Here is a 23816-nt window from a genome sequence, read left to right on the forward strand (position 1 = left end):
GAATGGCAGACAAGGTTCGTCTTGGATTTGTTCCGCTTGTCGATTGTGCGATCCCGGTTGTGGCCCGTGCGATGGGCTTTGCCGAACAGGAAAACATTGAACTTGAACTGGTCCGCGAAATGTCCTGGGCGGCCATTCGTGACAAGCTTTCCTATGGCGTTTACGAAGCAGCACATTTGCTGGCCGGTATTCCGCTCGCTGCCCGTCTTGGCCTTGGTGGTGTTCCTGTGCAACATATTGTCGTGCCGATGGCGCTGGGGCGCGGTGGCAATGCGATCACGGTCTCAACGCGCCTTTATCAGCGGATGCTTGAAGCTGATCCGAGTGCCATGCATGGTCCGCGCGGCCAATCTGCCCGTGCACTTAAAAAGGTGATCGACGAAGATCGTGCTGCCGGGCGTCCGGTCATGTCCTTTGCCACGGTATTCCCGTTCTCAAGCCATAATTACGAGTTGCGCTATTGGATGGCAGCCGCCGGGATTGATCCGGACAAGGATGTGAATATCGGGGTGATTGCCCCGCCGCGCATGTTTGACAGTCTGCGAAATGGCTGGGTGGATGGCTATTGCGTGGGTGAACCCTGGAACCAGCGTGCGGTGTTCCACGGCGATGGTGTAATTGTCGCGTTAAAGGAAGATATCTGGCCGCGCAGCCCGGAAAAGGTTTTGGGTGTGCGTGAAGACTGGGTCAATTCCAATCCTGAAACGGTATCCGCCCTTGTGCGGGCGCTGGTGCGGGCGGCGGAATGGGCGGACGAACCCGGAAACCGGGCCGAACTTGCCCAGTTACTGTCCGAGGACGCCAATGTCGGTGCCCCGTTCGAGGTTCTTAAGGCATCGCTAAGTGGCAAGCCCGTATTGCGCCCGGGCGAAGCGCCAACTGAAATCCCGGATCGGCATGTGTTTTACCGCTACACCGCGACTTTCCCGTGGTTGTCACAGGGAAGCTGGGTTGGCACGCAAATGAAACGCTGGGGGCAGGTGCCCGCCGATACGGACCTCAATAACGTGGTGCGACAGGTTTATCGTCCTGATTTGTACCGGGTGGCGGTAAAGGATCTTGATGTTGCCGTGCCCAAACATGATTGGCGGGTCGAAGGTATTAATGATGCCGAAGACCGGTCCTTTGTCGGACCTGACAGCTTCCTTGATAATACGATCTTTGATCCGGAAAAGGTGATCTAGCGGCCAAGGATCAGGTTATCAGGTCCGGAACTTTCGGGTTTGGCGGCATCAATCGCCTCCATGATCTGGCCGGGAATGAAGACGCGGAACGTTGCCCCGCTGCCGGGCGGGCTTTCCGCCCATATTTTCCCCTGACAGTGATCAACGACATGGCGGGCAATTGCCAATCCAAGCCCCGAACCGGATGGCTTGGGCTGATCATCGGCGTATTTGCCGCTGCGTGAAAACTTGTCAAAGATCGTTTCAAGTTCGTTCTGCGCAACGCCGCGTCCGTTATCGGTGATCGAAACCAGATATCCGCCATCGATTGCTTCGCCGCGGACTATGACGCTGGGATATTCCGGGTCTGAAAACTTCGCAGCATTCGAAAGCAGATTGATAAAGACCTGTGTCAATCGATCCCGGTCGACATGAAGCATCACCGATTGGCGTGAAAATTCGGTGGTCAGGGCAACGCCCTTGCTGTCAAACAGGCCTTTGACGGCATCAACACTTTCATCAAGAACTGTGCGCGGATTTACGTCAACCGCACGCCAGTCCGAATGGCCTGCTTCAAGACGTGCAAGATCAAGATGATCATCAATCAGGCGGGTCAGGCGTTCGCTTTCGCGCACAATTATGCTGAGAAAACGCTCGACCTTGTCATGTTCAAGGTTGGGTGTGTCGACCAGAATTTCTGAAAATGACCGGATCGATGTCAGCGGGGTTCGGAATTCATGGCTGACCATGGTCAGGAATTCATCCTTAAGCTTATCAAGTTCCTTAAGCCGGTCATTGGCAGCGCGTAATTCGGCGGCGGCCTTTTCAAGTTCGTGGGATTTCTGTTCAAGGCGCTGGGAATATTCAATGACATGCGAGGTTTCTTCAAGAATCTCAAGAACCTCGTCCAGGCTGACCATTTCGCCCTTGGCGACCGAGGACACCATCACACGGGCCGATGCCGCCCCGATGGAACCGGCCAGAAGGCGCTCGGTAAAGGCGATCATGTCGGCATCGGCTTCGCCCTTGCCGCGCCAGGATGTGTCTTTTTCCCAGCCAAATTCACGGAAGGAATGAAAGGCGCGCTCACGCCCCAGGAACCGTTCAACCAGTTCATAAAGATCATCAATCGAAGCCGATGACCGCCAGATCACCGTGTCCTGTCCTTTGCGCGAAAAGGCATCGACAAACAGGGTGGCCTGGATGCGTTCAAGTGCACTTGGTTGGGTAAACAGGCTGATCACGACGTAAAAGACGGTATTTAGCGAGATCGACCAGATCAGCGCATGGGTCAACGGGGCAAAATCCGTCAGACCCAACAAGCTTTCCGGGCGTAACCAGGGATGGCCAAAGGCCCCGTTTTGAATAAGGGCCGGGTCCATCCAGCCACTATCGGCAAGGGATGGCAGCAACAGGGTATATCCCCAAAGTGCAAAGCCAACCACAAGCCCGACCTGCGCACCGGTTTTGGTGCCGCCTTTCCAGTAAAGGCCGCCAATCATGATCGGGATGAACTGCGCGGTGGCGGCAAAGGATATCAGTCCGATTTCGGCCAGCGCATCGGTTGCGCCAGCCGACCGGTAATAGGCAAAACCCAGAAACACCACGACAACAATCGATGCCCGGCGAATGAAAATCAGAAGCCCGGTAAGGTTATCGCGCTCGGTCAGGCGAAGGGGTTTGATGCGCAACAGTGCCGGGACAATCAGGTCGTTACAGACCATGGTCGAAAGCGCGATGGTCGCGACAATGACCATGCTGGTACTTGCGGAAAGCCCGCCGACATAGGCCAGCAGCGCCAGTAATGACTGGTTTTCAAACAGCGGCACGGAAATCACGAAAAAGTCCGGGTCCGATGACGCAGGCAACGCGCCAAGCCCGGCAAGGGCAATGGGCAGCACAAACAGGTTCATCAAAAGCAGATAAAGCGGGAAGGCCCAGCTTGCAGTGGCAAGATGGCGTTCGTCGACATTTTCGACAATGATCACCTGAAACTGACGGGGCAGGCACAGAATTGCCGCCATCGACAGCATCATCAGGGTCAGCCACCGTGGCGCGCCGTTTTCGGGCAGTAATAACAGTTTTGCGGTATCGGGATTGCTTGCGGCCTCGGCGAACAAATCGCCAATCCCGCCATACATGACAAAACAGACAAAGATGCCAACCGCCAAAAGCGCGAACATCTTGACCAGACTTTCAAAGGCGATGGCGGCAACCATGCCTTCGTGATGTTCATCGGCATCGATAAAGCGGGTGCCAAACAAAATGCCGAATAATGCAAGGCCAAGGGCCGCCCAGAAACCACTGTCGGAAAAGATGCTAAGACTGTGCTGGGCGGTTTCAACCATGCCGTGATCCCAAACGGTCAGCACGGTGTAACTGGTTGCAATGGCTTTAAGCTGAAGCGCGATATAGGGCGTGGTGCCAACAACCGCGATCAGGGTAACAAGGACCGAAAGCTGGGTGCTTTTGCCATAACGCGATGAAATGAAATCGGCGATGGATGTGATGCGATGGGCCTTGGAAATGCGCAACATTTTGCGCAACAGGAACCACCAGCCCAGAAAAATCACCGTCGGGCCAAGATAGATGGTCAGATATTCAAGTCCGTTGCGCGCCGCCGTTCCAACCGCCCCATAAAATGTCCAGGATGTGCAGTAAACGGCAATCGACAGGGTATAAACCGTCGGATTTCGAACCCAGGAGTGGCCATCACGCGCACGTTTGTCGCCCCACCATGCAATGGCATAGAGCAAGCCGACATAGACCAGCGATACAAAGATGACCAGTTCCGAAGACAGCATCTGTTATCGCCCCTCGGATTGCGCGGCACTGCGCAATGCGCGGGTCAAAAGCGCACAGAAGACGATCAAAACGCCCCATCCTGCAAAGAAATAGACAAACAGGATCGGCAACCCGAACACCGTGCCATCAAGGGAAAACATCCCGACAAGTGGCGGTATCCAGAGAAAAAGGGCCGCAAGCATCAGGGCAAGCGCACGTTCGGTCAATCTGCGTGGCGGGGTGATGGGGACTCTCCTGAATGGGGAAAGGATTTCCGGGATTTAATCAATGTTCCGTGCGCCCCAAAAGGGCACGGACCCGCGATACAACATCGCGGGTCGAAAACGGCTTGGTGACAAAATCATCCACGCCAAGTTCCAGTCCCTTGCGGCGGTCAACTTCGCGTGTTTTCGCAGTCAGCATCATGATGGGGATCAGTCTGGTGGTCGCATTGCCGCGCATTGCGCGCACGACTTCAAACCCGTCACAGCCGGGCATCATCACATCCAGCAAAACCATATCCGGCACGTCGCGGGCGATCATCGATATCGCCGTTTGGCCATCTGTGGCCACACTGACGTCATAGCCTTCCTTTTCCATAAGAAAGCTTAGTGATTCGACAATGGTTTCCTCATCTTCAGCAATCAGGACCTTTGGTCTCTCGTTCAAAGGACGTTCTCCCCGATTTTTCTGATTGTTATGGCGCTTATCGTAACTGTTAATTTATCAAAATATAATGCTACTTTGGGTGGGGGCAAAGGCGCCGGTTTTCTATGCTTTGGTATCGTAAATGTTGGGATGCTGCATCCCTTTGACTAGCCGTTTGCTGCTATATTCAGGCGTGATCGGATCGACCTTCGGCAGTGTCGGACATTTCATAGGCGCGCTGGGCGCAATCGTCGCGTGGGCATTGTCGGCACGCGATCCCGACGGGAACCGCGGATTCCGCCCGTTCAAGGGGCAGGGCATCGGCATAAATGACTTCGTTTGAAAATGCTGTGTCACAGCCGATCATGACCGAATGCACCGATTGCGGTGTGCCATATCCGCCTGCGCCCGAACGCAAGGCACGGGCGACAAAAAGATATTCGCTGTCATCGGGCAGGTGCACAAACTGCGATATCACCCGTTCCGGCGCAAGATAGGCCTCGTGCACGGCCCAGCGCGGGCAGGCCCCGCCATAGCGCGGCAACTGCAATCCTGATGCCGAAAAGCGTTTGGAAATGTTCCCGGCAATATCGGTTCTGATCAGGTGAAACGGGATGCCTTCTGCGCCCGGGCGGCGCAGGGTGGTCAGGCGGTGGCAGATTTGCTCCCAGCTCGCCGCATAGCGTTGTTGAAGAAGTTCGATGTCGTGACGCAATTCGCGGGCATCGGCAAGGAAGCTGTCATAGGGCAGGACAAGGGCGGCTGCGCAATAGGATATCAGGGCTTCGTGGGCGCGCAGGCGCCCGGCTTCGCTGCTGATACTGGCCTTGGCAAGAACGGCGCTGACGGCATCCTTGGCTTCGATCTGGCAAATTGCCCTTGCGGCCTGAAAACGTGCGGACGGGATGGCAAGAGCGCGCGAAATGCGAAGGGTCCTTTGCGCAAAATCCCAATGAAACCCGTTGGTCGGAAAATCCTCTGATGGCAGGCGTTCCACCCGGATTTTGTGGGTGTCTTCCAGATAATTGATCAGATCGGTAAGATAAAGACCGCCTTCCGGGTCGATTTTCGGGCCAAGCTCAGTTGCCTTGTCTTCAAGGGTGGGGAAGTAGTTGGCGTTGTCATACAAAAGATCATCGACTTCCTCGGCCGGGTTGTTGGCCGGGCGACCGGCACTTCCGCGTTCAAGGAAGTTGAAAATCTCGGTCGCGGATTCTGCCAGTCGATGGGATTCCTTGACCAGTGTTGCGTTGAACCGGGCGCGCTGTTCGGGTGACAGGTTGTCGTAATCGTCAAAAATCTCTGCAACTGTCCGGATGGATGTGATCCGTGTCAGGATCGAATGGCTGGCCTCGGTCAGAAAAGGATCGTGGCTGAGCCGCTCGGAAAGGGCGTCGACCTCGTCAAGGCCGCTGCGATAGGCGCGATAAAGCGCAAGGAATGCACTGATCATGCCTGGCGCCGCTGCAATCATGGCAGGGAATTCCCGGCCTTCAATCGGGGTGTTTGAAAATACCGGATCGGATGCAGCTTCGCTTAGATCGGCCAGCAAGCGTCCTTCTTCCGAGCCCGACAATGTGTGGGGATGGATTTCCAGTGCGGCCGCAATCCGCATCAACAACCCGCCCCCGATGGATCGGCGGTTATGTTCAATCAGGTTCAGATAACTCGGTGAAATTCCCGCGGCTTTGGCCAGGGCATTCTGGGTCATGCCGATATCTTTGCGGCGTCCGCGAATGCGGTGTCCGATAGGGGCCTGGCGGGACATGATGAAACCTCAATATTGACAGAATTTACAAATTTTCACCTTACTCGCCAATATATTTACAAAAAAATCGTTATATATCAACTCAGTGTTGATTCATTTTCTGAACGTCCCCATTGTTTTGACAGGTCGTGAAAAAACCAACCAGAAAACAGACCTCAGATTTCTCTGAAACAGATCCCAAGACATTGGGGAGGAAAACCATGTCGGAGACTAAAAAAACCGGAATTGTGACTCGTCGTACGATCCTTAAAGGAACCGCGGCGACCACGGGTGCAGCCCTGATTGGCGGCACTTTCCCGATGCATTTCATCAAGAATGCCCATGCCCAGACTTTCCGTGGCGATCCGGGCAGCGCCAGCAGCGTGAAACTCGGCTTTAACGTTCCGCAGACCGGTCCGTATGCCGATGAAGGCGCTGACGAATTGCGTGCCTATCAGCTTGCCGTCAAGCACCTGAACGGTGAAGGCGACGGCGGCATGATCAACACCATCAAGCCGCTGCAGCTTAAGGGCAACGGCATCCTCGGCAAGAAGGTCGAGTTTGTAACCGGTGATACGCAAACCAAATCCGATGCCGCACGTGCATCGGCCAAGCGTATGATCGAAAAAGACAATGTCGCAATGATCACTGGTGGTTCGTCATCGGGTGTGGCTGTTGCCGTGCAGGGTCTGTGTCAGGAAATGGGCGTCATCTTCATGGCGGGGCTTACCCACTCCAACGACACCACCGGCAAGGACAAAAAGCGTTATGGCTTCCGCCACTTCTTCAACGCTTACATGTCGGGTCAGGCAATCGCACCGGTTCTGAAAGATGAATACGGTACCGAACGCCGCGCCTATCACCTGACTGCTGACTATACCTGGGGCTGGACCCAGGAAGAATCGATCAAAGCTGCGACCGAGAATATCGGCTGGCAGACCGTCAACACGGTTCGTACCCCGGTTGGTGCTGGTGACTTCTCCCAGTATATCACGCCGGTTCTGAACTCTGGCGCGGATGTCCTGATCCTGAACCACTATGGCAAGGACATGGTCAACTCGCTGACCCAGGCTGTTCAGTTCGGTCTGCGTGACAAGATGGTCAATGGCAAGCAGTTCGAAATCGTCGTTCCGCTCTATTCCCGCCTGATGGCACAGGGTGCCGGCGATGCTGCCAAAGGTATTCTTGGTACCACCAACTGGCATTGGTCACTTCAGGATGAAGGTTCTCAGGCCTTTGTGAAATCTTTCGGCCAGGAATACGGCTTCCCGCCGTCCCAGGCTGCTCACACCTGCTATGTACAGGCACTGCTTTATGCAAACGCCTGTGAAATGGCTGGTACGTTTGCACCTTGGGAAGTCATCAAGCAGCTTGAAGGGTTCGAGTTCGATGGCGCGGGCAACGGCCCGACCCTGTATCGTGCAGAGGACCATCAGTGCTTCAAGGATGTTCTGGTTGTGCGCGGTAAACAGGAACCGCAATCCAACTTTGACCTTCTCGAAGTCGTCAAACAGGTGCCGCGTGCACAGGTTGAGTATCCGGCCGATATGTTCGGCGGGGAGCTTGGCCCGTATCAAGTCTGATACAGCCAATTTGATGCAAGCAGGGCCGACCATCTCCCAATGGTCGGCCCGTTTGGTCTCTGGCTCCGGCCTCTACGACTTTTGACTAAGTCCCTTACAGAATACGCGGCGGATAACTGATGGACGCTATATTTCTTCAAATTCTCAATGGTCTGGACAAGGGCGGAGCCTATGCGCTGATCGCACTTGGTCTGACTTTGGTGTTCGGCACGCTTGGCGTGGTGAACTTTGCCCACGGTGCCATCTTCATGATGGGGGCCTTTTGTGCGGTGACGGTGGAAAAAATTCTGACCCTGTCTATGCGGGTCAGAGACGAGTCCGTGACCTTCTTTGAAGCCTACAAGGAAACGCCCTATCTCGAAGTGTGGTTTGGCGATACCGGCAAGGCGATCATTGACTGGTCCGTGCCACTGTCGATCATTCTGGCGATACCCGTGATGCTGTTGATCGGCATCGTGATGGAACGCAGTCTGATCCGCTATTTCTACAAGCGTCCACACGCCGAACAGATCCTTGTGACCTTTGGCCTTGCCATCGTTTTGCAGGAACTGGTCAAATCCTTCTTTGGTGCCAACCCGCTGCCGCAAGGCGCACCTGATATTGTCTCCGGTTCTGCCGCAATCGGTGCTGTGTTCGGTCTTGGCGAAGCGGTTGTTTATCCGTGGTGGCGTCTGATCTATCTGGCGTTCTCGCTTGTGACCATTGGGCTTGTGTTCTCGTTCCTGCATTTCACCACCTACGGGATGGTGGTGCGCGCCGGGATGGCGGACCGTGAAACGGTCGAACTTCTGGGCATCAATATCGAACGCCGCTTTACGATTGTGTTCGGGATCGCCGCCGTGGTCGCGGGGCTTGCCGGGGTCATGTATACGCCGGTCCTGCCCCCGGATTACCATTTGGGCATGGACTTCCTTGTGCTGTCATTTGTTGTGGTGGTTGTCGGGGGCATGGGCTCTTTGCCGGGGGCTGTTCTGGCCGGTTTCCTGCTGGGTATCCTGCAATCCTTCTCGTCGATGACCGAGGTAAAAGACATCTTCCCGGGCATTGACCAGATCATCATCTACCTTGTTGCCGTCGTCATTCTGCTGACCCGCCCGCGCGGTCTGATGGGTCGTCGTGGCGTGATGGAGAGCTAAAATGACAAACACAAAAATCGTCTCCCCGAAACAGGACCTGATTTTCATGGCGATCCTGTCGGTGGTGGTCCTGACCATGCCGATCTGGTTGCAGCCTTTTGGTGCCGCCTATCCCGACCTGATGCAGAAATTCATGATCTTTGGCATCTTTGCCATCGGCTATAACATTCTGTTTGGTCTGACCGGCTATCTGTCATTTGGTCATGCGGCGTTTCTTGGTGTCGGCTCCTATACGGCGGTCTGGTCGTTCAAACTGTTGTCGATGAATGTCATTCCGGCGTTGATTTTCGGCACTGCGCTTTCCGGGTTGTTTGCCCTTGCAATCGGGTTTGTGTCGTTGCGTCGTTCGGGGATTTATTTCTCGATCCTGACACTCGCCTTTGCGCAGATGTCCTATAACCTGGCCTATTCCGTGCTGACCCCGATTACCAATGGTGAAACCGGCCTGCAATTGACCCAGGGTGATGCCCGTGTCCTTGACCGGATGGCGGGGATTGAAGCCGATGCGTCGCTTCCGACCCCGAACCTGTTCGGGATTGAAGGCATCGGTTATTCCGGGTTCTATATCTGCGCGGCATTGCTGCTGATTTCCTTCTTTATCTATCTGCGCATTTTCCGTTCGCCCTTCGGGCTTAAGCTGCGTGCGATCAAATCGAACCAGAACCGTATGGGCTATACCGGGTTCAGCACGCGTCCCTATCTGATGACGGCCTTTGTTATCTCGGGGATGTATGCCGGTCTTGCCGGTTCGCTTCTGGCGGTGACCGATCCGCTTGCCGGTGCCGAACGCATGCAGTGGACTGCTTCTGGCGAAGTCGTCCTGATCACGATCCTTGGTGGTGTCGGGACATTGATCGGCCCGCTTCTGGGTGCCGGGATCATCAAGTATTTCGAAAACATCTTCTCGGCCTTTAACGAGACGGTACTTCTCAATGCGTTTTCGTTCCTGCCCGATTGGCTGGCCCATCCGGTTGCGGCTGTGGTTGGGTTGTTTGTTGGTGAAGGCTGGCACCTGACCCTTGGTCTGGTCTTTATGCTGATCGTGATCTTCCTGCCGGGTGGCATCATGGAAGGCATCAGCCGTCTTGCGCGACTGATCACCAACCGCAACAAGGCCGAACCGAAATCCGGCGCACATGAAAACAAAGAAAAAGAACAAGCATCGGCGGGGGAGGTCTGAACCATGTCCGAATACATTCTTGATGTTACTGACGTCGACAAGAACTTTGGCGGTTTGCGCGCACTTTCCGACATTAACCTTCGGGTCAAGGAAGGCACGGTTCACGCGATTATCGGCCCGAACGGTGCAGGAAAATCAACCTTGCTGAACGTCATTGTCGGGCGTCTTGCCCCGAACCGTGGCCGGGTGTTGCTGGGTGATCAGGTGCTGACCGGCAAGGAACCGCACGAGATCAACCAGCTTGGCGTTGCCCGTGTGTTCCAGACACCGGAAATCTTCCCGGAACTGTCGCTTTTGCAAAATGTGATGGTTCCGGCCTTTGCCAAGCGCGAAGGCATCTTCAAGATGAACTTCATCAAAAGCCTGTTTTCGGAAAAGGAAGTCCGCGAACATGCCGAACATCTTCTGGATGATGTTGGCCTGATTTCCCAGAAGGACAACATTGCCGGTTCGATGTCGCGCGGTGACAAACGCCGTCTTGAACTTGCCATGTGTCTTGGTCAACAGCCCAAGCTGTTCCTGCTTGATGAACCGACCGCCGGTATGGCGCGTCACGACACCAACCGCACGATTGATCTTCTCAAACGGATCAAGGAACGCGGCATGACCAAGGTGATTATCGAACATGACATGCATGTTGTGTTCAGCCTTGCCGACCGCATCAGTGTGCTGGCACAGGGCGCGATCATTTGCGAAGGCACGCCCGAAGAGGTGCGCAATGATCCACGTGTCAAGGAAGCCTATCTCGGAGGGGAATCAGAATGAACGCGCTGCCAAAACAGGAACCTGTCCGTAAACAGGGTGGCGATCCGGCCTTTTTCTCGGTCTATGATATCCATGCCTATTACGGCGAAAGCTATATCGTCCAGGGTCTTTCGTTCGATATCCGCGAAGGTGAAATTCTGGCCCTTCTGGGCCGTAACGGCGCGGGTAAAACATCCACGCTTCGCACCCTTGCGCGGATGGGGGACCCGGAACTTAAACATGGTGAAATCTGGCTTGATCATCAGCCGCTTCACAAGATGAAAGCCTGGCAGGCCGCCCGCCTTGGCGTGCAGCTTGTCCCCGAAGATCGCCGGATTATTCCGGGCATGACGGTTCAGCAAAACCTTGAACTGGCCCAGATTGCCGAACCGATTGGCTGGTCGATTGAACGCATTTACGAACTGTTCCCGCGTCTTGGTGAAAGGGCGGAACAGGAAGCCATCACGCTTTCAGGCGGCGAGCAGCAAATGCTTGCCATCGGCCGTGCGCTGGCGCGTGACATCAAGATCCTGTTGCTCGATGAACCTTACGAGGGACTTGCACCGGTGATCGTGCAGGAAATCGAAAAGACACTTCAAAACGTCAAGAAACTTGGCATCACCACCATCATCGTTGAACAGAACGCCATTGCGGCTCTGAAACTGGCCGACCGGGCCATCATCATGGATAGCGGCGAGATCGTCTTTGACGGGACTGCGCAGGCCGTCCTTGATGACGCGGAACTGCGTGATCAGTATCTGGCGATCTAGCTTCCTAAGAACAGGGGGGCGTCACCGAAACTTTGTTGTAAGGGGAGTTTCGGGACAGGAAAGGCCGTGCCTGCGGGTGCGGCCTTTTTCCCTTTCTGGGGTCAGGTTCAACAAGCCCTAGTGATCGGTGCCAACGGCAAGTCCCTCGAAGTCTTTGAGAACGTTCAAAACAATCGATGTCTTTACATGCTGAACGGAATCATGGGGCAGAAGCACCTCGTTGACGAAGTGCGACAGGGCGGCAAGGTCCTTGGTTGCGACTTTCAGGTGATAGTCCATTTCCCCGGTCAGTGAAAATGCTTCAAGCACTTCGGGCAGATCGGCCAGCAATTTTGCAAACCGTTTGGCATTGTCGCGGTTATGGGTGGCAAGCGTCACCGAAATCACCACAAGCAACCCCAATCCCATTTTTTGCCGATCAATATCGGCACGGTATCCGCGGATGACCTTGTCTTCTTCCAGACGGGCGCGGCGGCGCGAACATTGCGACGGCGAAAGTCCGATCCGCTCGGACAAATCATTGTTGGTCAGGCGTCCGTCTCGCTGCAATTCCGCAAGCAGTTTAAGGTCCAGTCGATCAAGTTGCATGTTTTCCGCATCCATATGTCTATTGATGCATGATGTGCGCAATCATTTCCGGAAATCAACCCAAAATGCACGCACGTTGCACGCGGTTTGGCGCACGATTGGGGCATAACAAGAATTCGAAAAATTCGAATTAAGTGAGCGCTTCAATCAAAGGAGACTTCCGATGGGTCCGTTCCCGCATGATGCCCCCCGTGCCACCATCAGTGATGACAATCCCGCTGGAACCGACGGGTTCGAATTTGTCGAATTCGCCCATGAGGATGCCGAGAAACTCGAAACCCTGTTCACCCGCATGGGTTATAGCCCGGTGGCAAGGCACAAGACCAAAAACATCACGGTCTGGCGTCAGGGCGACATCAACTACATTCTCAATGCCGAGCCGTCTTCGCATGGCATGAAGTTTGTTGAACAGCATGGCCCCTGCGCGCCGTCGATGGCTTGGCGGGTGGTTGATGCCAAACACGCCTTTGATCATGCGGTGTCAAAGGGGGCGGAACCGTATCTTGGCGATGACAAAAGCATCGATGTTCCGGCGATTGTCGGCATTGGCGGATCGTTGCTTTATTTTATTGATAAATATGGCGATGCCGGGTCGGCCTATGATGTCGAATTTGACTGGATTGGCGAACGTGATCCGAAACCCGAAGGTGTCGGTTTCTATTATCTCGATCACCTGACCCATAATGTTTATCGCGGCAATATGGATAAATGGTGGGACTTCTATCGCGACCTGTTCGGTTTCAAGCAAATCCACTTCTTTGACATTGCCGGTAAAATCACCGGTCTGGTCAGCCGGGCGATCACATCACCCTGCGGTAAAATCCGTATTCCGCTGAATGAATCGACCGACGATAAAAGCCAGATCGAAGAATATCTGCGCAAATATAAGGGCGAAGGTATTCAGCATATCGCGGTGGGCACGGATGGCATTTATGACGCCACCGACAAGCTTGCGGCCAATGATCTGAAATTCATGCCCGGCCCGCCGGAAACCTATTACGAAAAATCCCATGACCGTGTGAATGGTCATGACGAACCGATCGAACGGATGAAAAAACACGGCATCCTGATCGACGGCGAAGGTGTCGTTGATGGCGGCATGACCAAAATCCTGCTTCAGATTTTCTCGAAAACCGTGATTGGTCCGATCTTCTTTGAGTTCATCCAGCGCAAAGGCGACGAAGGCTTTGGCGAGGGCAATTTCCGCGCCCTGTTTGAAAGCATCGAAGAAGACCAGATCCGTCGTGGTGTTCTGAAAGTCGATGCCGCCGAATAGGCGTTGCGCAAATCTGATTAATGAAAGGCCCCGATACAGCAGGTTCTGTATCGGGGCTTTTTGTTTCGGGATGTTCCGCGTGGCTTAGTAGGCGCCAAATCCAAGAAGATGCGGCAACCAAAGAACAAGACCCGGAAGTGCGATCATCAGGATGACGCGAATGAAATCGGCTGCCAGAAACGGCAGAATACCGCGTGAAAGTGTGGTGATCGTCATGTCCGATGATACGCCCTGAATGATGAACAGGTTCATGCCAATCGGCGGTGTGATCAGGCCGATTTCAACAACCGATACCAGAACAACACCAAACCAGATCGGGTCATATCCGACCCCGGTAATGACGCCATATGCCGGTACAACCGTCAAAAGGATCATCGAAAGGCTGTCCATGAAACAGCCCAGAATGACGTAAAACACCAGAAGCGCGATCAATACGGCAAGCGGGGAATAGCCCTGTGTGGTGATCCAGTCGACAAGGGTTTGGGTCAGACCGCTGGTTTCAATAAAGAAATTGAAAAGCGCCGCGCCGATCAGAATAAGGAAAATCATCCCGGTCATGCCCGCGGTTTCGCGAATGCCTGCGCGCAGCACCGACCAGTTCAATTTCTTGCGAATGAAGGCAAACAGCAATGCGCCACCTGCGCCAACTGCCGCGGCCTCGGTCGGGGAAAACAGACCGGCATAGATGCCGCCAATCACTAGCGTGATCAGGATGATTGCATCCCACATCTGCAACAAGGCCCCCCATCGCTTCGACCAGGGCACATAGTTGCTTACCGGGGCAAGGGACGGGTTGCGCATCACCTGAATGCGGATGGAGGCGATATAAAGCACAGTCGCCAGAAGACCCGGGATCATGGCGCCGGCAAACAGCGCGCCAATTGATTGTTCAGTCATCAGCGCGTAGATCACCAGCAAGATTGATGGCGGGATCAGGACGCCAAGTGTGCCGCCTGCGGCAATCGATGCCCCGGCAAGGCTTTTGGCATAGCCGCGTTCCCGCATTTCGGGAAGGGCGACGCGCCCCATTGTCGCGCATGTCGCAAGCGACGATCCGCAGATGGCGCCAAATATCGCACTTGCCCCGATGCTGGATGTGGCAAGCCCGCCCGGACGGTGACCGGAAAAGGCCGTGATGCCACGAAACAGATTACTCGAAAGCCCGGAATGGGATGCAAAAACACCCATGAAAATGAATAACGGCACAACCGAAAGGCCATAGGGGAAAATCGCCTCGAATGGCAAGCTGGCCATCACATAACTTGCCGACATCCAGTCTGTCAGAAGTAATGTCCCGATAATGCCGACAACGGCCATCGCAACAGCAACCGGTACACGCAGAAGGGCCAGTACCAGTGCGGCTACAAACCCGATCAATCCCGCCCATTCCGTCGCCATCAGTTATTCTCGTCTTTTAAAAGCAGTTTCATGAATTGCCCAAGGCACACCAGCGTTGAAATCGCCATGCCACTCAGAAGAAAGCCCCAGAACAGGATCATCGGGATCGCAAGGTTTTGGGAAACATCGCCATAGCTGAGCTGTTCCATCGCACGCCCCCACGAAAGGTAGAGCAGAAACGCCATCAGTCCGGCACAAAGCAACGGGATCAGTGCATCGACAAACTTCAAAACCGACCGGAACCGGTTCTTGCCGATCAAATCGACAGTGACATGGGCATGGGCGCTAAAGGCATAGGGGATGGCCCATGATGCGGCGGCCATGACGCAAAACTGGGTCAGATCAACCGCGCCGACCAATGACTGGCCGCCAATCCGGCGCCAGATGATGTCGACAACCACAATGCCGATTGCACCGATCAGGGCCGACATGCCGACAAATGCCAGAATGTCGGTCAGGCTATCGAGAAAACGGTTGATGTGGCGGGTCGCGGCATAAAGCCGCGATCCACCCGATTGTTCAGCGCGTTGTGTCATTTGTCGCCAGCATGGTATTTGGCGTCAAATTCCGCATTCAGTTCCTGCGCGCGCTTGTAAATTGCCTCGGGATCGGCAACGCCCTTTTCCTTCAGGCTGGCAAGGTATTCCTTGATCATCGGCTGAACCGATGCCTGCCATTCGGCACGGGTGGCATCATCAATCTTGATGATTTCATTGCCGTGTTTTTCGGCGTCGGCTTTGCCGGCTGCTTCCCACTTGTTCCACCAGTCACCGAATTTGACGACAAGGCTATCGCCGGAAATCTCGTCGATGGCTGCACGGACATCTTCGGGCAGGCTGTCATATTTCTTCTGGTTCATGACGAAATAGAATCCGGCGGTATAGGCCGCGGCATCCGTATGATATTTCAGAAGTTCATTGGCTTTTACGGCGTTGACCAGATCCCAGGTGGTCACCAGACCCTCGATATTGCCTTTCTGAAGGTTCTCGTAAATGGCCGACGGCGGCAGGCCAACCGGCGACGCCCCAAGGGATTCCAGCATCGCCGAAACTGCCGGGCTTGGCGTTCTCAGGCGAAGACCTTTCAGATCGTCAAGGGATCGAACCGGCGTGTCGAGCGTGTGGATGAGGCCGCCTTCATGGGTGAACAGGCCAAGGACTTTGAAGTCCTGATAGTCGCTGCCCAGAAGGCCTTCCTTATAAAGCTGCCAAAGGGTTTCGGAACCGGAATCGGCATGTTTGACGAGGAACGGCATTTCAATGATGGAAGCTGCCGGATAACGATCACGCGGAATGCCGTTCAGGCCAACGGCCATATCCATAACACCGGCACGGACCTGATCGGCCTGGCGATCAATTTTGCCAAAGGCCGATGTTGCGTCGAAAATTTTGACCTCGACCTTGCCATTGGTCTTTTCCGAAAGTTCTTTGCCCCAGTTTTCGAGGAAGTCTTTCTGGAAGCCGTGGCTTGGCGGCAGATAGTGGCTGACCTTAAGGGTGATGTCGGCGGCTTGGGCAATGCCCGCGCTGGCCAGAATGGTCGCCCCGGTCAAAAGCCCAAGCAGCGTTTTGCGAAGTGTCGTCGGTTTCATGTTCCTCTCCCTATTTTTGGATATTGCTTTGATCGGTCGGGGATCAAGGGCGCTTTTGCGGGCGTCGAACGGTTGCCTGCGTCTTGATCGGCGACGTCTGATCTGATGTGGGGTGCTGTTTTTTCTTTGAATTGGAATTATGATATATATAATTGATTACGCAATATGAAATTTATGCAGGTAAATTTTGACCAAAGACACATCTGGAAAACCGCCCTTTGCTGATGGCGAAATCGATCTCGCCGAATCCTCCGGGGCGGCTGATACCCGTAAGGGGATTCAGTCGGTCGAGGTCAGCGGTGTGATCATCGAGGCATTGTGTGATTTCAAATTCCCGGTGCCGCTTAAGGATTTGGCAGCGGCGGTCGGAATGCCACCGGCAAAGGTCCACCGATATCTTGCGAGTCTGGTCCGCATCGGTCTTGCCTGGCAGGATGATCTGACCGGGCTTTATGGGCTGGGTCCGATGGCGCTGCGTATGGGTGTTTCGGCAATTGAACGCAATGATGTGGTGATGCGGGCCGGGCGGCTTTTGCGCAATCTGGCGATTGATTTGCGGTCGTCCGGGCACTTGGCAATCTGGGGTGAACGTGGCCCGGTCCTGATCCGGACCGAACATGGTGGCCCGCCGATTATTTCCACCATGGGACTTGGGACGGTGATGCCGCTTTTGCGTTCGGCAACTGGTCAGGCTTTTCTGTCGACCATGCCGCGCAATGCGATTGAACATGTGATTCGCGCCGAACAGGACATCCTGCATTGGAACGACGCGACAGTGGATCGACTGATCGTTGAAACGCGTGATCGCGGGGCGGCTGTGATCGAAGGGGATATTGTTCCTGGTTTATCGGCCATCAGTGCGCCGGTCTATAATCTGGACGGGGCAGTGGCCTGTTGTGTCACGCTGATGAATCCCAAGGCCAATTACTTCCAGCCGGGGCAGCCTGCCTTTGAGACCTTTTTGCGGGCGATTGCCGACTTTACCCAAAGCTGGGGCGGAAAGCCGCGTGATGACGGTGATGAACACCGGGGAACAGATGTCAAAGGTCATTCAGCTTTGTCAGGAGGCCTGAAAGAAGCTTGAAATCATCCTCGCCCAGAAAGTCGCGAACTTTCCGGTCATAGGTGACGCCGGCATCGCAAAGTGCCCGAAAGGCAGAAAGACCCTGTGCCGTAAGTTCAAGAAGATGAAGGCGACGATCATTTTCATTCTGACAGCGTTTAAGCCAGCGGCGCTGTTCGATCGAGAATACGGCACGCGATACTTTGGTTTTGTGCAGTCCCGTATGGGTGACGATTTCGGTCGCAGTAAGTGCGCCATACTGACCAAGTGTTGCAAGGACGCGCCATTCTGATCGCGTCATCCGATACCGGTCGCGATAGATATCGCGAAAGCCAAGGCTGACCTTCTCGCTGGCGTGATGCATCAGAAACGGCAGGAAGCTGTGTAAATTGAATTCGGATTTCATGGCATCAAAAGGCTGTTTGATAGTTACAAAAATTACAGTTACGAACGTAACTATATCAAAGATTGTTAGGGAAAAGGCAATGACGGATCACAACGTTACCAGCGGAACGGCCCCAAACGGTGCGGGCAACGATCTGCGTTACATGCCCGGTTTCGGCAATGATTTTGAAACCGAGACGCTGCCCGGCGCTTTGCCGCAGGGGCAGAACAGTCCGCAAAAATGCCCCTACGGGCTTTATGCCGAACAGCTGTCCGGTTCGCCCTTTACCGCCCCGCGCGGCACCAATGAACGGTCCTGGCTGTATCGTATTCGCCCCAGTGTGAAGCATAACGGGCGTTTTAATGCGGTGGATCGCGTGCATTGGAAAACCGCACCTTGCATGAATGATCACAGTCTTGCGCTTGGTCAGTTGCGCTGGGACCCGGTGCCGATGCCCAAAGATGCAACCGATTTCATTTCGGGCATGCGGACGATTACGACGGCCGGTGATGCGATGTCGCAATCGGGCATGGCAAGTCATGTCTATGTCTGCAATGCCGACATGGTGGATGACTATTTTTTCAATGCCGATGGTGAATTGCTGATTGTTCCCGAAAGCGGGACGCTTCGTATCTTTACCGAACTTGGCATCATGGATGTTGAACCACTTGAAATTGCATTGATCCCGCGTGGCATGCTGTTCAAGGTTTCAATCCTTTCTGCCGGCATCGATGGTGGTGCACGCGGCTATGTCTGCGAAAACTACGGCGCGAAATTTACCTTGCCGGAACGTGGGCCAATCGGGGCGAACTGCCTTGCCAACCCACGTGATTTCAAAACGCCTGTTGCCGCCTATGAGGACAAGGAAACCCCGTGTCGGGTACTGGTGAAATGGTGTGGTCAGTTCCATGAAACGGAAATTGGCCATTCACCGCTCGATGTTGTCGCCTGGCATGGCAATTACACACCGTTCAAATATGATCTTCGGACATTCTCGCCGGTTGGTGCGATCCTGTTTGATCATCCTGATCCGTCGATCTTTACGGTTCTTACTGCCCCTTCGGGTGAGGCGGGCACCGCCAATATCGATTTCGTCATCTTCCCGCCGCGCTGGATGGTTGCCGAACATACCTTCCGTCCGCCTTGGTATCACCGCAATATCATGTCGGAATTCATGGGGCTGATTTGCGGCCAGTATGATGCCAAGGAACAAGGCTTTGTTCCTGGCGGGATGAGTCTGCATAACATGATGCTGGCGCATGGGCCTGATGCCTTCGGATTTGAAAAGGCATCCAATGGCGAACTGGGGCCGCAGAAACTCGATGGCACGATGGCCTTCATGTTTGAAACCCGGTTCCCGCAACAGCTGACGAAATTTGCCGCCGAACTTGAAACGCTTCAGGACGACTATCTTGATTGTTGGGATGGTCTGGAACGCAAATTCGATGGCACGCCCGAAGGTCGCCCGTAACGGGGCCCGCAAAAAAAAGAATATTTCAGGACTTAACGACAAGAATGCCGGAGGCATGAAAACCGATGAAACTCGCAACTCTTAAAAACGGCACCCGTGACGGACAGCTGGTTCTGGTGACCCGCGATCTGGAATTCTATGTAGATGCCAGTGCGATTGCGCCAACCCTTCAGGCTGCGCTTGATAACTGGGCCGATGTTGCGCCGCGCTTGCGCGAACTTTCTGATGAAGTCGAAGCCGGTTCGACCATCGCCAAGCGCATCAAACTTGATATGACACAGCTTCACTCCCCCTTGCCGCGTGCGTTTCAATGGGCGGATGGGTCGGCCTATGTCAATCACGTCGAACTGGTGCGCAAGGCCCGCGGGGCCGAAATGCCGCAAAGCTTCTGGACCGATCCGCTGATGTATCAGGGCGGGTCTGACAGTTTCCTTGGTCCGCGTGACGATATCCTGATGGCTGACACCGCCTGGGGCATCGATATGGAAGGCGAGATTGCCGTCATCACCGACGACGTCCCGATGGGCGCAAGTCTGGATCAGGCACGTTCTGCCATTCGTCTGATCATGCTGGTCAATGACGTATCGCTGCGTGGTTTGATCCCCGGTGAACTTGCCAAGGGATTTGGCTTCTTCCAGTCCAAACCGTCTTCGGCATTTTCGCCGGTTGCCGTTACGCCGGATGAACTCGGTGATGCATGGGATGGCGGCAAGGTTAACCTGCCTTTGGCTGTTGATCTGAATGGCAAGCCGTTTGGTCGCGCCAATGCCGGGGTCGATATGACCTTTGATTTTGCGCAGCTTGTTGCCCATGCCGCACGCACCCGTCCGCTTGTTGCGGGCACAATCATCGGGTCTGGCACAGTTTCAAACAAACTTGATGGCGAACCGGGCAAGCCGGTGGATCAGGGTGGCGCGGGCTATTCCTGCATTGCCGAAATCCGCATGATCGAAACCATCAACACCGGCACGGCGGCAACCCCGTTCCTGCAATTTGGCGACCAGGTCAAGATTGACATGATCGGTGCCGATGGAAAATCAATCTTCGGCGCGATTGATCAGACTGTTCGTCAATACAAGGGGTGATATCGGGTTATGAGCGATGTGATCCTGTATGATTACTGGCGATCCTCGGCAAGTTACCGGGTGCGGATTGCGTTGGGGCTTGTGAATATTCCCTATCAGACGGTGCCGGTTGATTTGCTGGCCGGTATTCACAAGGTCCCCGACTTTTTGAAGCGCAATCCTCAGGGGCTTGTCCCCACGCTTGAAATTGACGGGATCATCATGACCCAGTCGGTTTCGATCATCGAATATCTTGATGAAACCCGGCCGGGGCAGGGATTGCTGCCAACCGATACTTTGGCCCGGCAACGCGTGCGCGCCCTGTCGCACGCCATTGCCATGGATATTCATCCCGTTTGCAATCTGGGTGTCGTGCGCCATGTCATGGATATGGCGTCCGCCCATGGCGATGACCCGGATACGATCCGGCAAAACTGGATGGAGAAATATATCGGTACCGGCTTGGCCGCGTTCGAGGCCATGTTGGCCAAGGATGATAACAGTGGCGATTTCTGCCACGGGAACCGTCCATCAATGGCCGATATCTGCCTGATCCCGCAGATTTATAATGCCCGCCGCTGGAATGTGAGTATTGCTCGCTTTCCGCGGATCAGGGCGATTGAACAAAGCTGTGCGGCCATTGACGCCTTTACCAATGCCCATCCGGACAAGTGCCCGCGCTAGCCGCGCGGGTGCTTGGTCTGTGATTTTCCTGTGCCTAAACCCCGATCGCCATACCGTCGCTTCGCGGATCATGGGCGCCGTCGACAAAGCCGCCTTCGTCAATGCGAATGATACCGGCCTGACCGGCAAGCGCACTTTGTGCTTCAATCGCGCGCAGGATGTGTCCGCGCTTTGACAGTGTGTCAAACACCTCATCGCCTGCATCGACTTCAAGTTTCAAACTGTCATTGCTATCAGAAAATGTCTTGCCCAACAGGAAGCGCGGCTTGGCAAGGGCATCGGCTGGGGACAGGCCAAAATCAAGCACACGGGTCAACAACATCGCCAATGTTTGCGGCTGCCCATCCGCCCCCTGGGTGCCATACAGCAGATGCGGTTTGCCATTTTTCAGGGCCAATCCGGGATTAAGCGTATAGAACGGGCGTTTGCCGGGTTTGAAGCTGTTCGGGTGGTCCGGATTGGTGGTGAATGCCGCCCCACGGTTCTGCCAGACAATGCCGGTATCACCCGCGACAACCCCGCTGCCCCAATCGAAATAGGTACTTTGCAGAACGCTTGCGCAATTGCCCTGCGCGTCCTTGGCGGCAAGGAATACCGTATCGCCATGTCGGAACGGATGTGGCCAGTCGAGGGCCTTGGATGTCGAAATATTGGCTGCCGCGGTTTTGAGCTTTGCCGGATCAAGCATCGCTGTGAAATCATTCAGGGCAAAATCGGGATCACCGATTTGATCGCGTTCGAAAAATGCCTGCTTGATGGCCTCGACCACCAGATGGAAATGATCGGCATCGCCTTCGGCCCAGTTTTTGGGGCCAAGTTCGCGCAAGGCCCCCATGGTCATCAGCGTTGCCAGACCTTGTGTCGGGGCAGGCGGGGCAAACAGGGTGACATCACCATAATCAAGGGATACCGCATCAACCGTGCGGGTGCGGGTTTTGGCAAGGTCGGCCTTGGTGATTGGCGATCCGACAGCAGACAGACCGGCAACAATCCGCTCGGACAGGGTGCCTTCATAGAAATCGCGCGCACCGTTTTGCGCGATCAGTTTCAGGCTTTCAGCCAGTTGCGGCTGATAAAACATCTCGCCCGCCACCGGCATCTTGCCGTTGGGCGCAAAGATATCGGTAAAGCCCGGCCAGTTGGCGATGTCATCTTTGCGGAAATCAAGCCAGAAGCATTGTGACGCACTGATCGGAAAGCCGTTTTCGGCAAGATCAATGGCGGGTGCAATCAGATCGGAAAGTGTCTTTTTGCCGTCCCAATGACGTGCCGAATGATCCAGCGCATGTTGCCAGGAATCCACCGTGCAGGCGGTGGTCAGGGTCGAGCCCGGACCGCGCAGCGGGATCGGTTTGCCCGCATCGGCAAAGCTGCCGGGATTTTGAACGGCCTGCCCGATGCCCATAAAGGATTGCACCTTCCCCGATGCATCCGACACCATCCAGACCGCATCCCCGCCAATGCCGCAGAAATGCGGGTATGTTACCGCTAACATTGCTGCTGTTGCGACCACGGCCTCAATCGCGGTGCCGCCATCACGCAGGACTTGTGCGCCGGCCTCGCTGGCGGCGGTGCTGGGGCTGGTGATCATGGCGCGATGCGTTTGGGCAGATGAACTATCAGGCATTGTCGGTCTTCTTTCTGCGATTTTGTCAGCGATGAATGTCTGTCAGGTGAAAGGCGGATCAGCAGTGGCGAAATTGCATGCAATCAATTATACAAATGCAAACAGTTTATTGTATGCACCATAAGAAATGGCGGTTGGGATGAAGGCGGCGGACAAGGCAAAACATCGTACGGACATGATCAGTTCGGCATTGCGTTCGGCAATCCTTGAACGTGTTCTGATGCCCGGCATGAAGCTCCCCGAAGATTCCCTTGGCGAACGATTCGGTGTCAGCCGCACGCTTATTCGGCAATCCCTTGAACGACTTGCCGCCGAAGGTCTGGTTGAGCTTCGCCGCAACAAGGGCGCGATGGTGGCCAAGCCCAGCCTTGAAGAAGCACGTGATCTGTTTGAATTGCGCACCCAGATCGAAGACCTTGTGATCAGCCGCGTGATCAAGAATATGAGCCCGGCACTTCTGGCAGAACTCGAAGGTCATCTGGCCAAGGAAGTTGCCGCCGAACACGCATCCGAACCGATTTCGATCCGCCTGGCGACCGAGTTCCATATCCTGCTGGCCAAGCTTTCGGGAAGCCCGGTCTTGCTGCGCTATGTCGAGGAAATCGGATATCGCTGTGGCTTGACGCTGTCGCTGTATGCCCGGCCGCATTCGACCGATTGCGGTATTCAGGAACACCGCCAGATCATCGAAGCCCTGTCGAAGGGCGATGCGGATGCTGCGCGTAAATTGATGCGTCATCACCTGACCGCCGTGGCTGACCGTGCGCTTTTCACCACCGAAGAAGGCGGGCCGCTTTTGTATCTGGATGCCCTTGAACCCTATGCCAAAAAAGTGCGCGACGGCGGGGCATAATGCAACAGTGCCGCCGCGCACGTGATCGCCTGTCCGCAAGAGCAGACGATCAGTTCCAGCA

At 54.9% G+C, this 23816-nt stretch carries 22 protein-coding genes; 12 read left to right on the forward strand and 10 right to left on the reverse strand.

Annotated elements, in window-relative coordinates; genetic code table 11:
- The first annotated feature begins 2 nt into the window (after window positions 1-2).
- Window positions 3-1184: a CmpA/NrtA family ABC transporter substrate-binding protein gene (locus TH19_RS14160; RefSeq protein ID WP_114103012.1), complete on the forward strand. Its 1182-nt coding sequence runs from the start codon at window positions 3-5 to the stop codon at window positions 1182-1184.
- On the opposite strand, the gene TH19_RS14165 is transcribed toward TH19_RS14160, so the two are convergent.
- From TH19_RS14165 to TH19_RS14180, 4 genes are all read right to left on the reverse strand, one after another.
- Window positions 1181-3967, reverse strand: a complete 2787-nt coding sequence (locus TH19_RS14165) for a sensor histidine kinase (protein ID WP_114103013.1) — start codon at window positions 3965-3967, stop codon at window positions 1181-1183. The two genes, TH19_RS14160 and TH19_RS14165, sit on opposite strands and share 4 nt — an antisense overlap.
- 3 nt (window positions 3968-3970) lie before the next feature.
- Window positions 3971-4174 carry a hypothetical protein gene (locus tag TH19_RS14170; protein WP_114103014.1) on the reverse strand — a complete coding sequence of 68 codons (204 nt, stop codon included), beginning with the start codon at window positions 4172-4174 and terminating at the stop codon, window positions 3971-3973.
- Between the two features lie 58 nt (window positions 4175-4232).
- Complete coding sequence (locus tag TH19_RS14175; RefSeq protein ID WP_258547967.1) at window positions 4233-4616, reverse strand: response regulator transcription factor; 384 nt, start codon at window positions 4614-4616, stop codon at window positions 4233-4235.
- A 166-nt stretch (window positions 4617-4782) separates the two neighbouring features.
- Complete coding sequence (locus TH19_RS14180) at window positions 4783-6363, reverse strand: helix-turn-helix domain-containing protein (RefSeq protein ID WP_114103015.1); 1581 nt, start codon at window positions 6361-6363, stop codon at window positions 4783-4785.
- A gap of 200 nt (window positions 6364-6563) precedes the next feature.
- Between TH19_RS14180 and TH19_RS14185 the strand changes: the two genes are divergently transcribed.
- The 5 genes from TH19_RS14185 (at window position 6564) to TH19_RS14205 (ending at window position 11755) form a co-directional block, all read left to right on the forward strand.
- Complete coding sequence (locus tag TH19_RS14185; RefSeq protein WP_114103016.1) at window positions 6564-7925, forward strand: ABC transporter substrate-binding protein; 1362 nt, start codon at window positions 6564-6566, stop codon at window positions 7923-7925.
- A 119-nt stretch (window positions 7926-8044) separates the two neighbouring features.
- Entirely contained in the window at window positions 8045-9061 is a 1017-nt protein-coding gene (locus tag TH19_RS14190) for a branched-chain amino acid ABC transporter permease (protein ID WP_114103017.1), read from the forward strand.
- 1 nt (window position 9062) lies between these two features.
- Complete coding sequence (locus TH19_RS14195; protein ID WP_114103018.1) at window positions 9063-10241, forward strand: branched-chain amino acid ABC transporter permease; 1179 nt, start codon at window positions 9063-9065, stop codon at window positions 10239-10241.
- Between the two features lie 3 nt (window positions 10242-10244).
- On the forward strand, window positions 10245-11006 hold the full coding sequence (locus TH19_RS14200) for an ABC transporter ATP-binding protein (RefSeq protein ID WP_114103019.1): 762 nt from the start codon (window positions 10245-10247) through the stop codon (window positions 11004-11006).
- The gene (locus TH19_RS14205; RefSeq protein WP_114103020.1) at window positions 11003-11755 is read left to right on the forward strand and encodes an ABC transporter ATP-binding protein; all 753 of its coding nucleotides are present in this window, start codon (window positions 11003-11005) and stop codon (window positions 11753-11755) included. Before TH19_RS14200 ends, TH19_RS14205 begins: the two co-directional genes overlap by 4 nt.
- Window positions 11756-11872: 117 nt before the next feature.
- Here the strand turns inward: TH19_RS14205 and TH19_RS14210 are convergent, their stop codons facing one another.
- Window positions 11873-12343, reverse strand: coding sequence for an Lrp/AsnC family transcriptional regulator (locus TH19_RS14210; RefSeq protein ID WP_114103124.1), 471 nt, complete (start codon window positions 12341-12343; stop codon window positions 11873-11875).
- A gap of 163 nt (window positions 12344-12506) precedes the next feature.
- Here TH19_RS14210 and hppD point away from each other — a divergent pair, with 163 nt between their 5' ends.
- A complete protein-coding gene (gene hppD / locus TH19_RS14215; RefSeq protein WP_114103021.1) occupies window positions 12507-13619 on the forward strand; it encodes a 4-hydroxyphenylpyruvate dioxygenase in 1113 nt (370 codons plus the stop codon).
- An 84-nt stretch (window positions 13620-13703) separates the two neighbouring features.
- Here hppD and TH19_RS14220 read toward each other — a convergent pair whose 3' ends face one another.
- The 3 genes from TH19_RS14220 to TH19_RS14230 are packed head-to-tail and all read right to left on the reverse strand — an operon-like array spanning window position 13704 to window position 16608.
- Window positions 13704-15017, reverse strand: a complete 1314-nt coding sequence (locus TH19_RS14220) for a TRAP transporter large permease (protein WP_114103022.1) — start codon at window positions 15015-15017, stop codon at window positions 13704-13706.
- Entirely contained in the window at window positions 15017-15553 is a 537-nt protein-coding gene (locus TH19_RS14225; RefSeq protein ID WP_114103023.1) for a TRAP transporter small permease, read from the reverse strand. The genes TH19_RS14220 and TH19_RS14225 overlap by 1 nt, the downstream gene beginning before the upstream one ends.
- Window positions 15550-16608 (reverse strand): TRAP transporter substrate-binding protein, encoded by a 1059-nt coding sequence (locus TH19_RS14230; protein WP_114103024.1) that lies wholly within the window; start codon window positions 16606-16608, stop codon window positions 15550-15552. Before TH19_RS14230 ends, TH19_RS14225 begins: the two co-directional genes overlap by 4 nt.
- 187 nt (window positions 16609-16795) lie before the next feature.
- On the opposite strand from TH19_RS14230, the gene TH19_RS14235 reads away from it, so the two are divergent.
- A complete protein-coding gene (locus TH19_RS14235) occupies window positions 16796-17692 on the forward strand; it encodes an IclR family transcriptional regulator (protein WP_114103025.1) in 897 nt (298 codons plus the stop codon).
- Here the strand turns inward: TH19_RS14235 and TH19_RS14240 are convergent.
- Window positions 17649-18077, reverse strand: a complete 429-nt coding sequence (locus TH19_RS14240) for a MarR family winged helix-turn-helix transcriptional regulator (RefSeq protein WP_114103026.1) — start codon at window positions 18075-18077, stop codon at window positions 17649-17651. The two genes, TH19_RS14235 and TH19_RS14240, sit on opposite strands and share 44 nt — an antisense overlap.
- A 79-nt stretch (window positions 18078-18156) precedes the next feature.
- Between TH19_RS14240 and hmgA the strand changes: the two genes are divergently transcribed.
- The 3 genes from hmgA to maiA all read left to right on the forward strand — a co-directional run bounded on the left by hmgA (window position 18157) and on the right by maiA (window position 21275).
- Entirely contained in the window at window positions 18157-19527 is a 1371-nt protein-coding gene (gene hmgA, locus TH19_RS14245) for a homogentisate 1,2-dioxygenase (protein ID WP_114103027.1), read from the forward strand.
- Between the two features lie 65 nt (window positions 19528-19592).
- Window positions 19593-20612: a fumarylacetoacetate hydrolase family protein gene (locus tag TH19_RS14250; protein ID WP_114103028.1), complete on the forward strand. Its 1020-nt coding sequence runs from the start codon at window positions 19593-19595 to the stop codon at window positions 20610-20612.
- Between the two features lie 9 nt (window positions 20613-20621).
- Window positions 20622-21275: a maleylacetoacetate isomerase gene (gene maiA / locus TH19_RS14255; protein ID WP_114103029.1), complete on the forward strand. Its 654-nt coding sequence runs from the start codon at window positions 20622-20624 to the stop codon at window positions 21273-21275.
- A gap of 34 nt (window positions 21276-21309) precedes the next feature.
- Here maiA and TH19_RS14260 read toward each other — a convergent pair whose 3' ends face one another.
- Window positions 21310-22902 carry a gamma-glutamyltransferase family protein gene (locus tag TH19_RS14260; protein ID WP_220151744.1) on the reverse strand — a complete coding sequence of 531 codons (1593 nt, stop codon included), beginning with the start codon at window positions 22900-22902 and terminating at the stop codon, window positions 21310-21312.
- A 127-nt stretch (window positions 22903-23029) separates the two neighbouring features.
- On the opposite strand from TH19_RS14260, the gene TH19_RS14265 reads away from it, so the two are divergent.
- Window positions 23030-23755, forward strand: a complete 726-nt coding sequence (locus TH19_RS14265) for a GntR family transcriptional regulator (protein WP_258547968.1) — start codon at window positions 23030-23032, stop codon at window positions 23753-23755.
- The last annotated feature ends 61 nt before the right edge of the window (window positions 23756-23816 follow it).

The sequence above is a fragment of the Thalassospira profundimaris genome (genome assembly GCF_003326675.1).
Lineage (GTDB): Bacteria > Pseudomonadota > Alphaproteobacteria > Rhodospirillales > Thalassospiraceae > Thalassospira > Thalassospira aquimaris.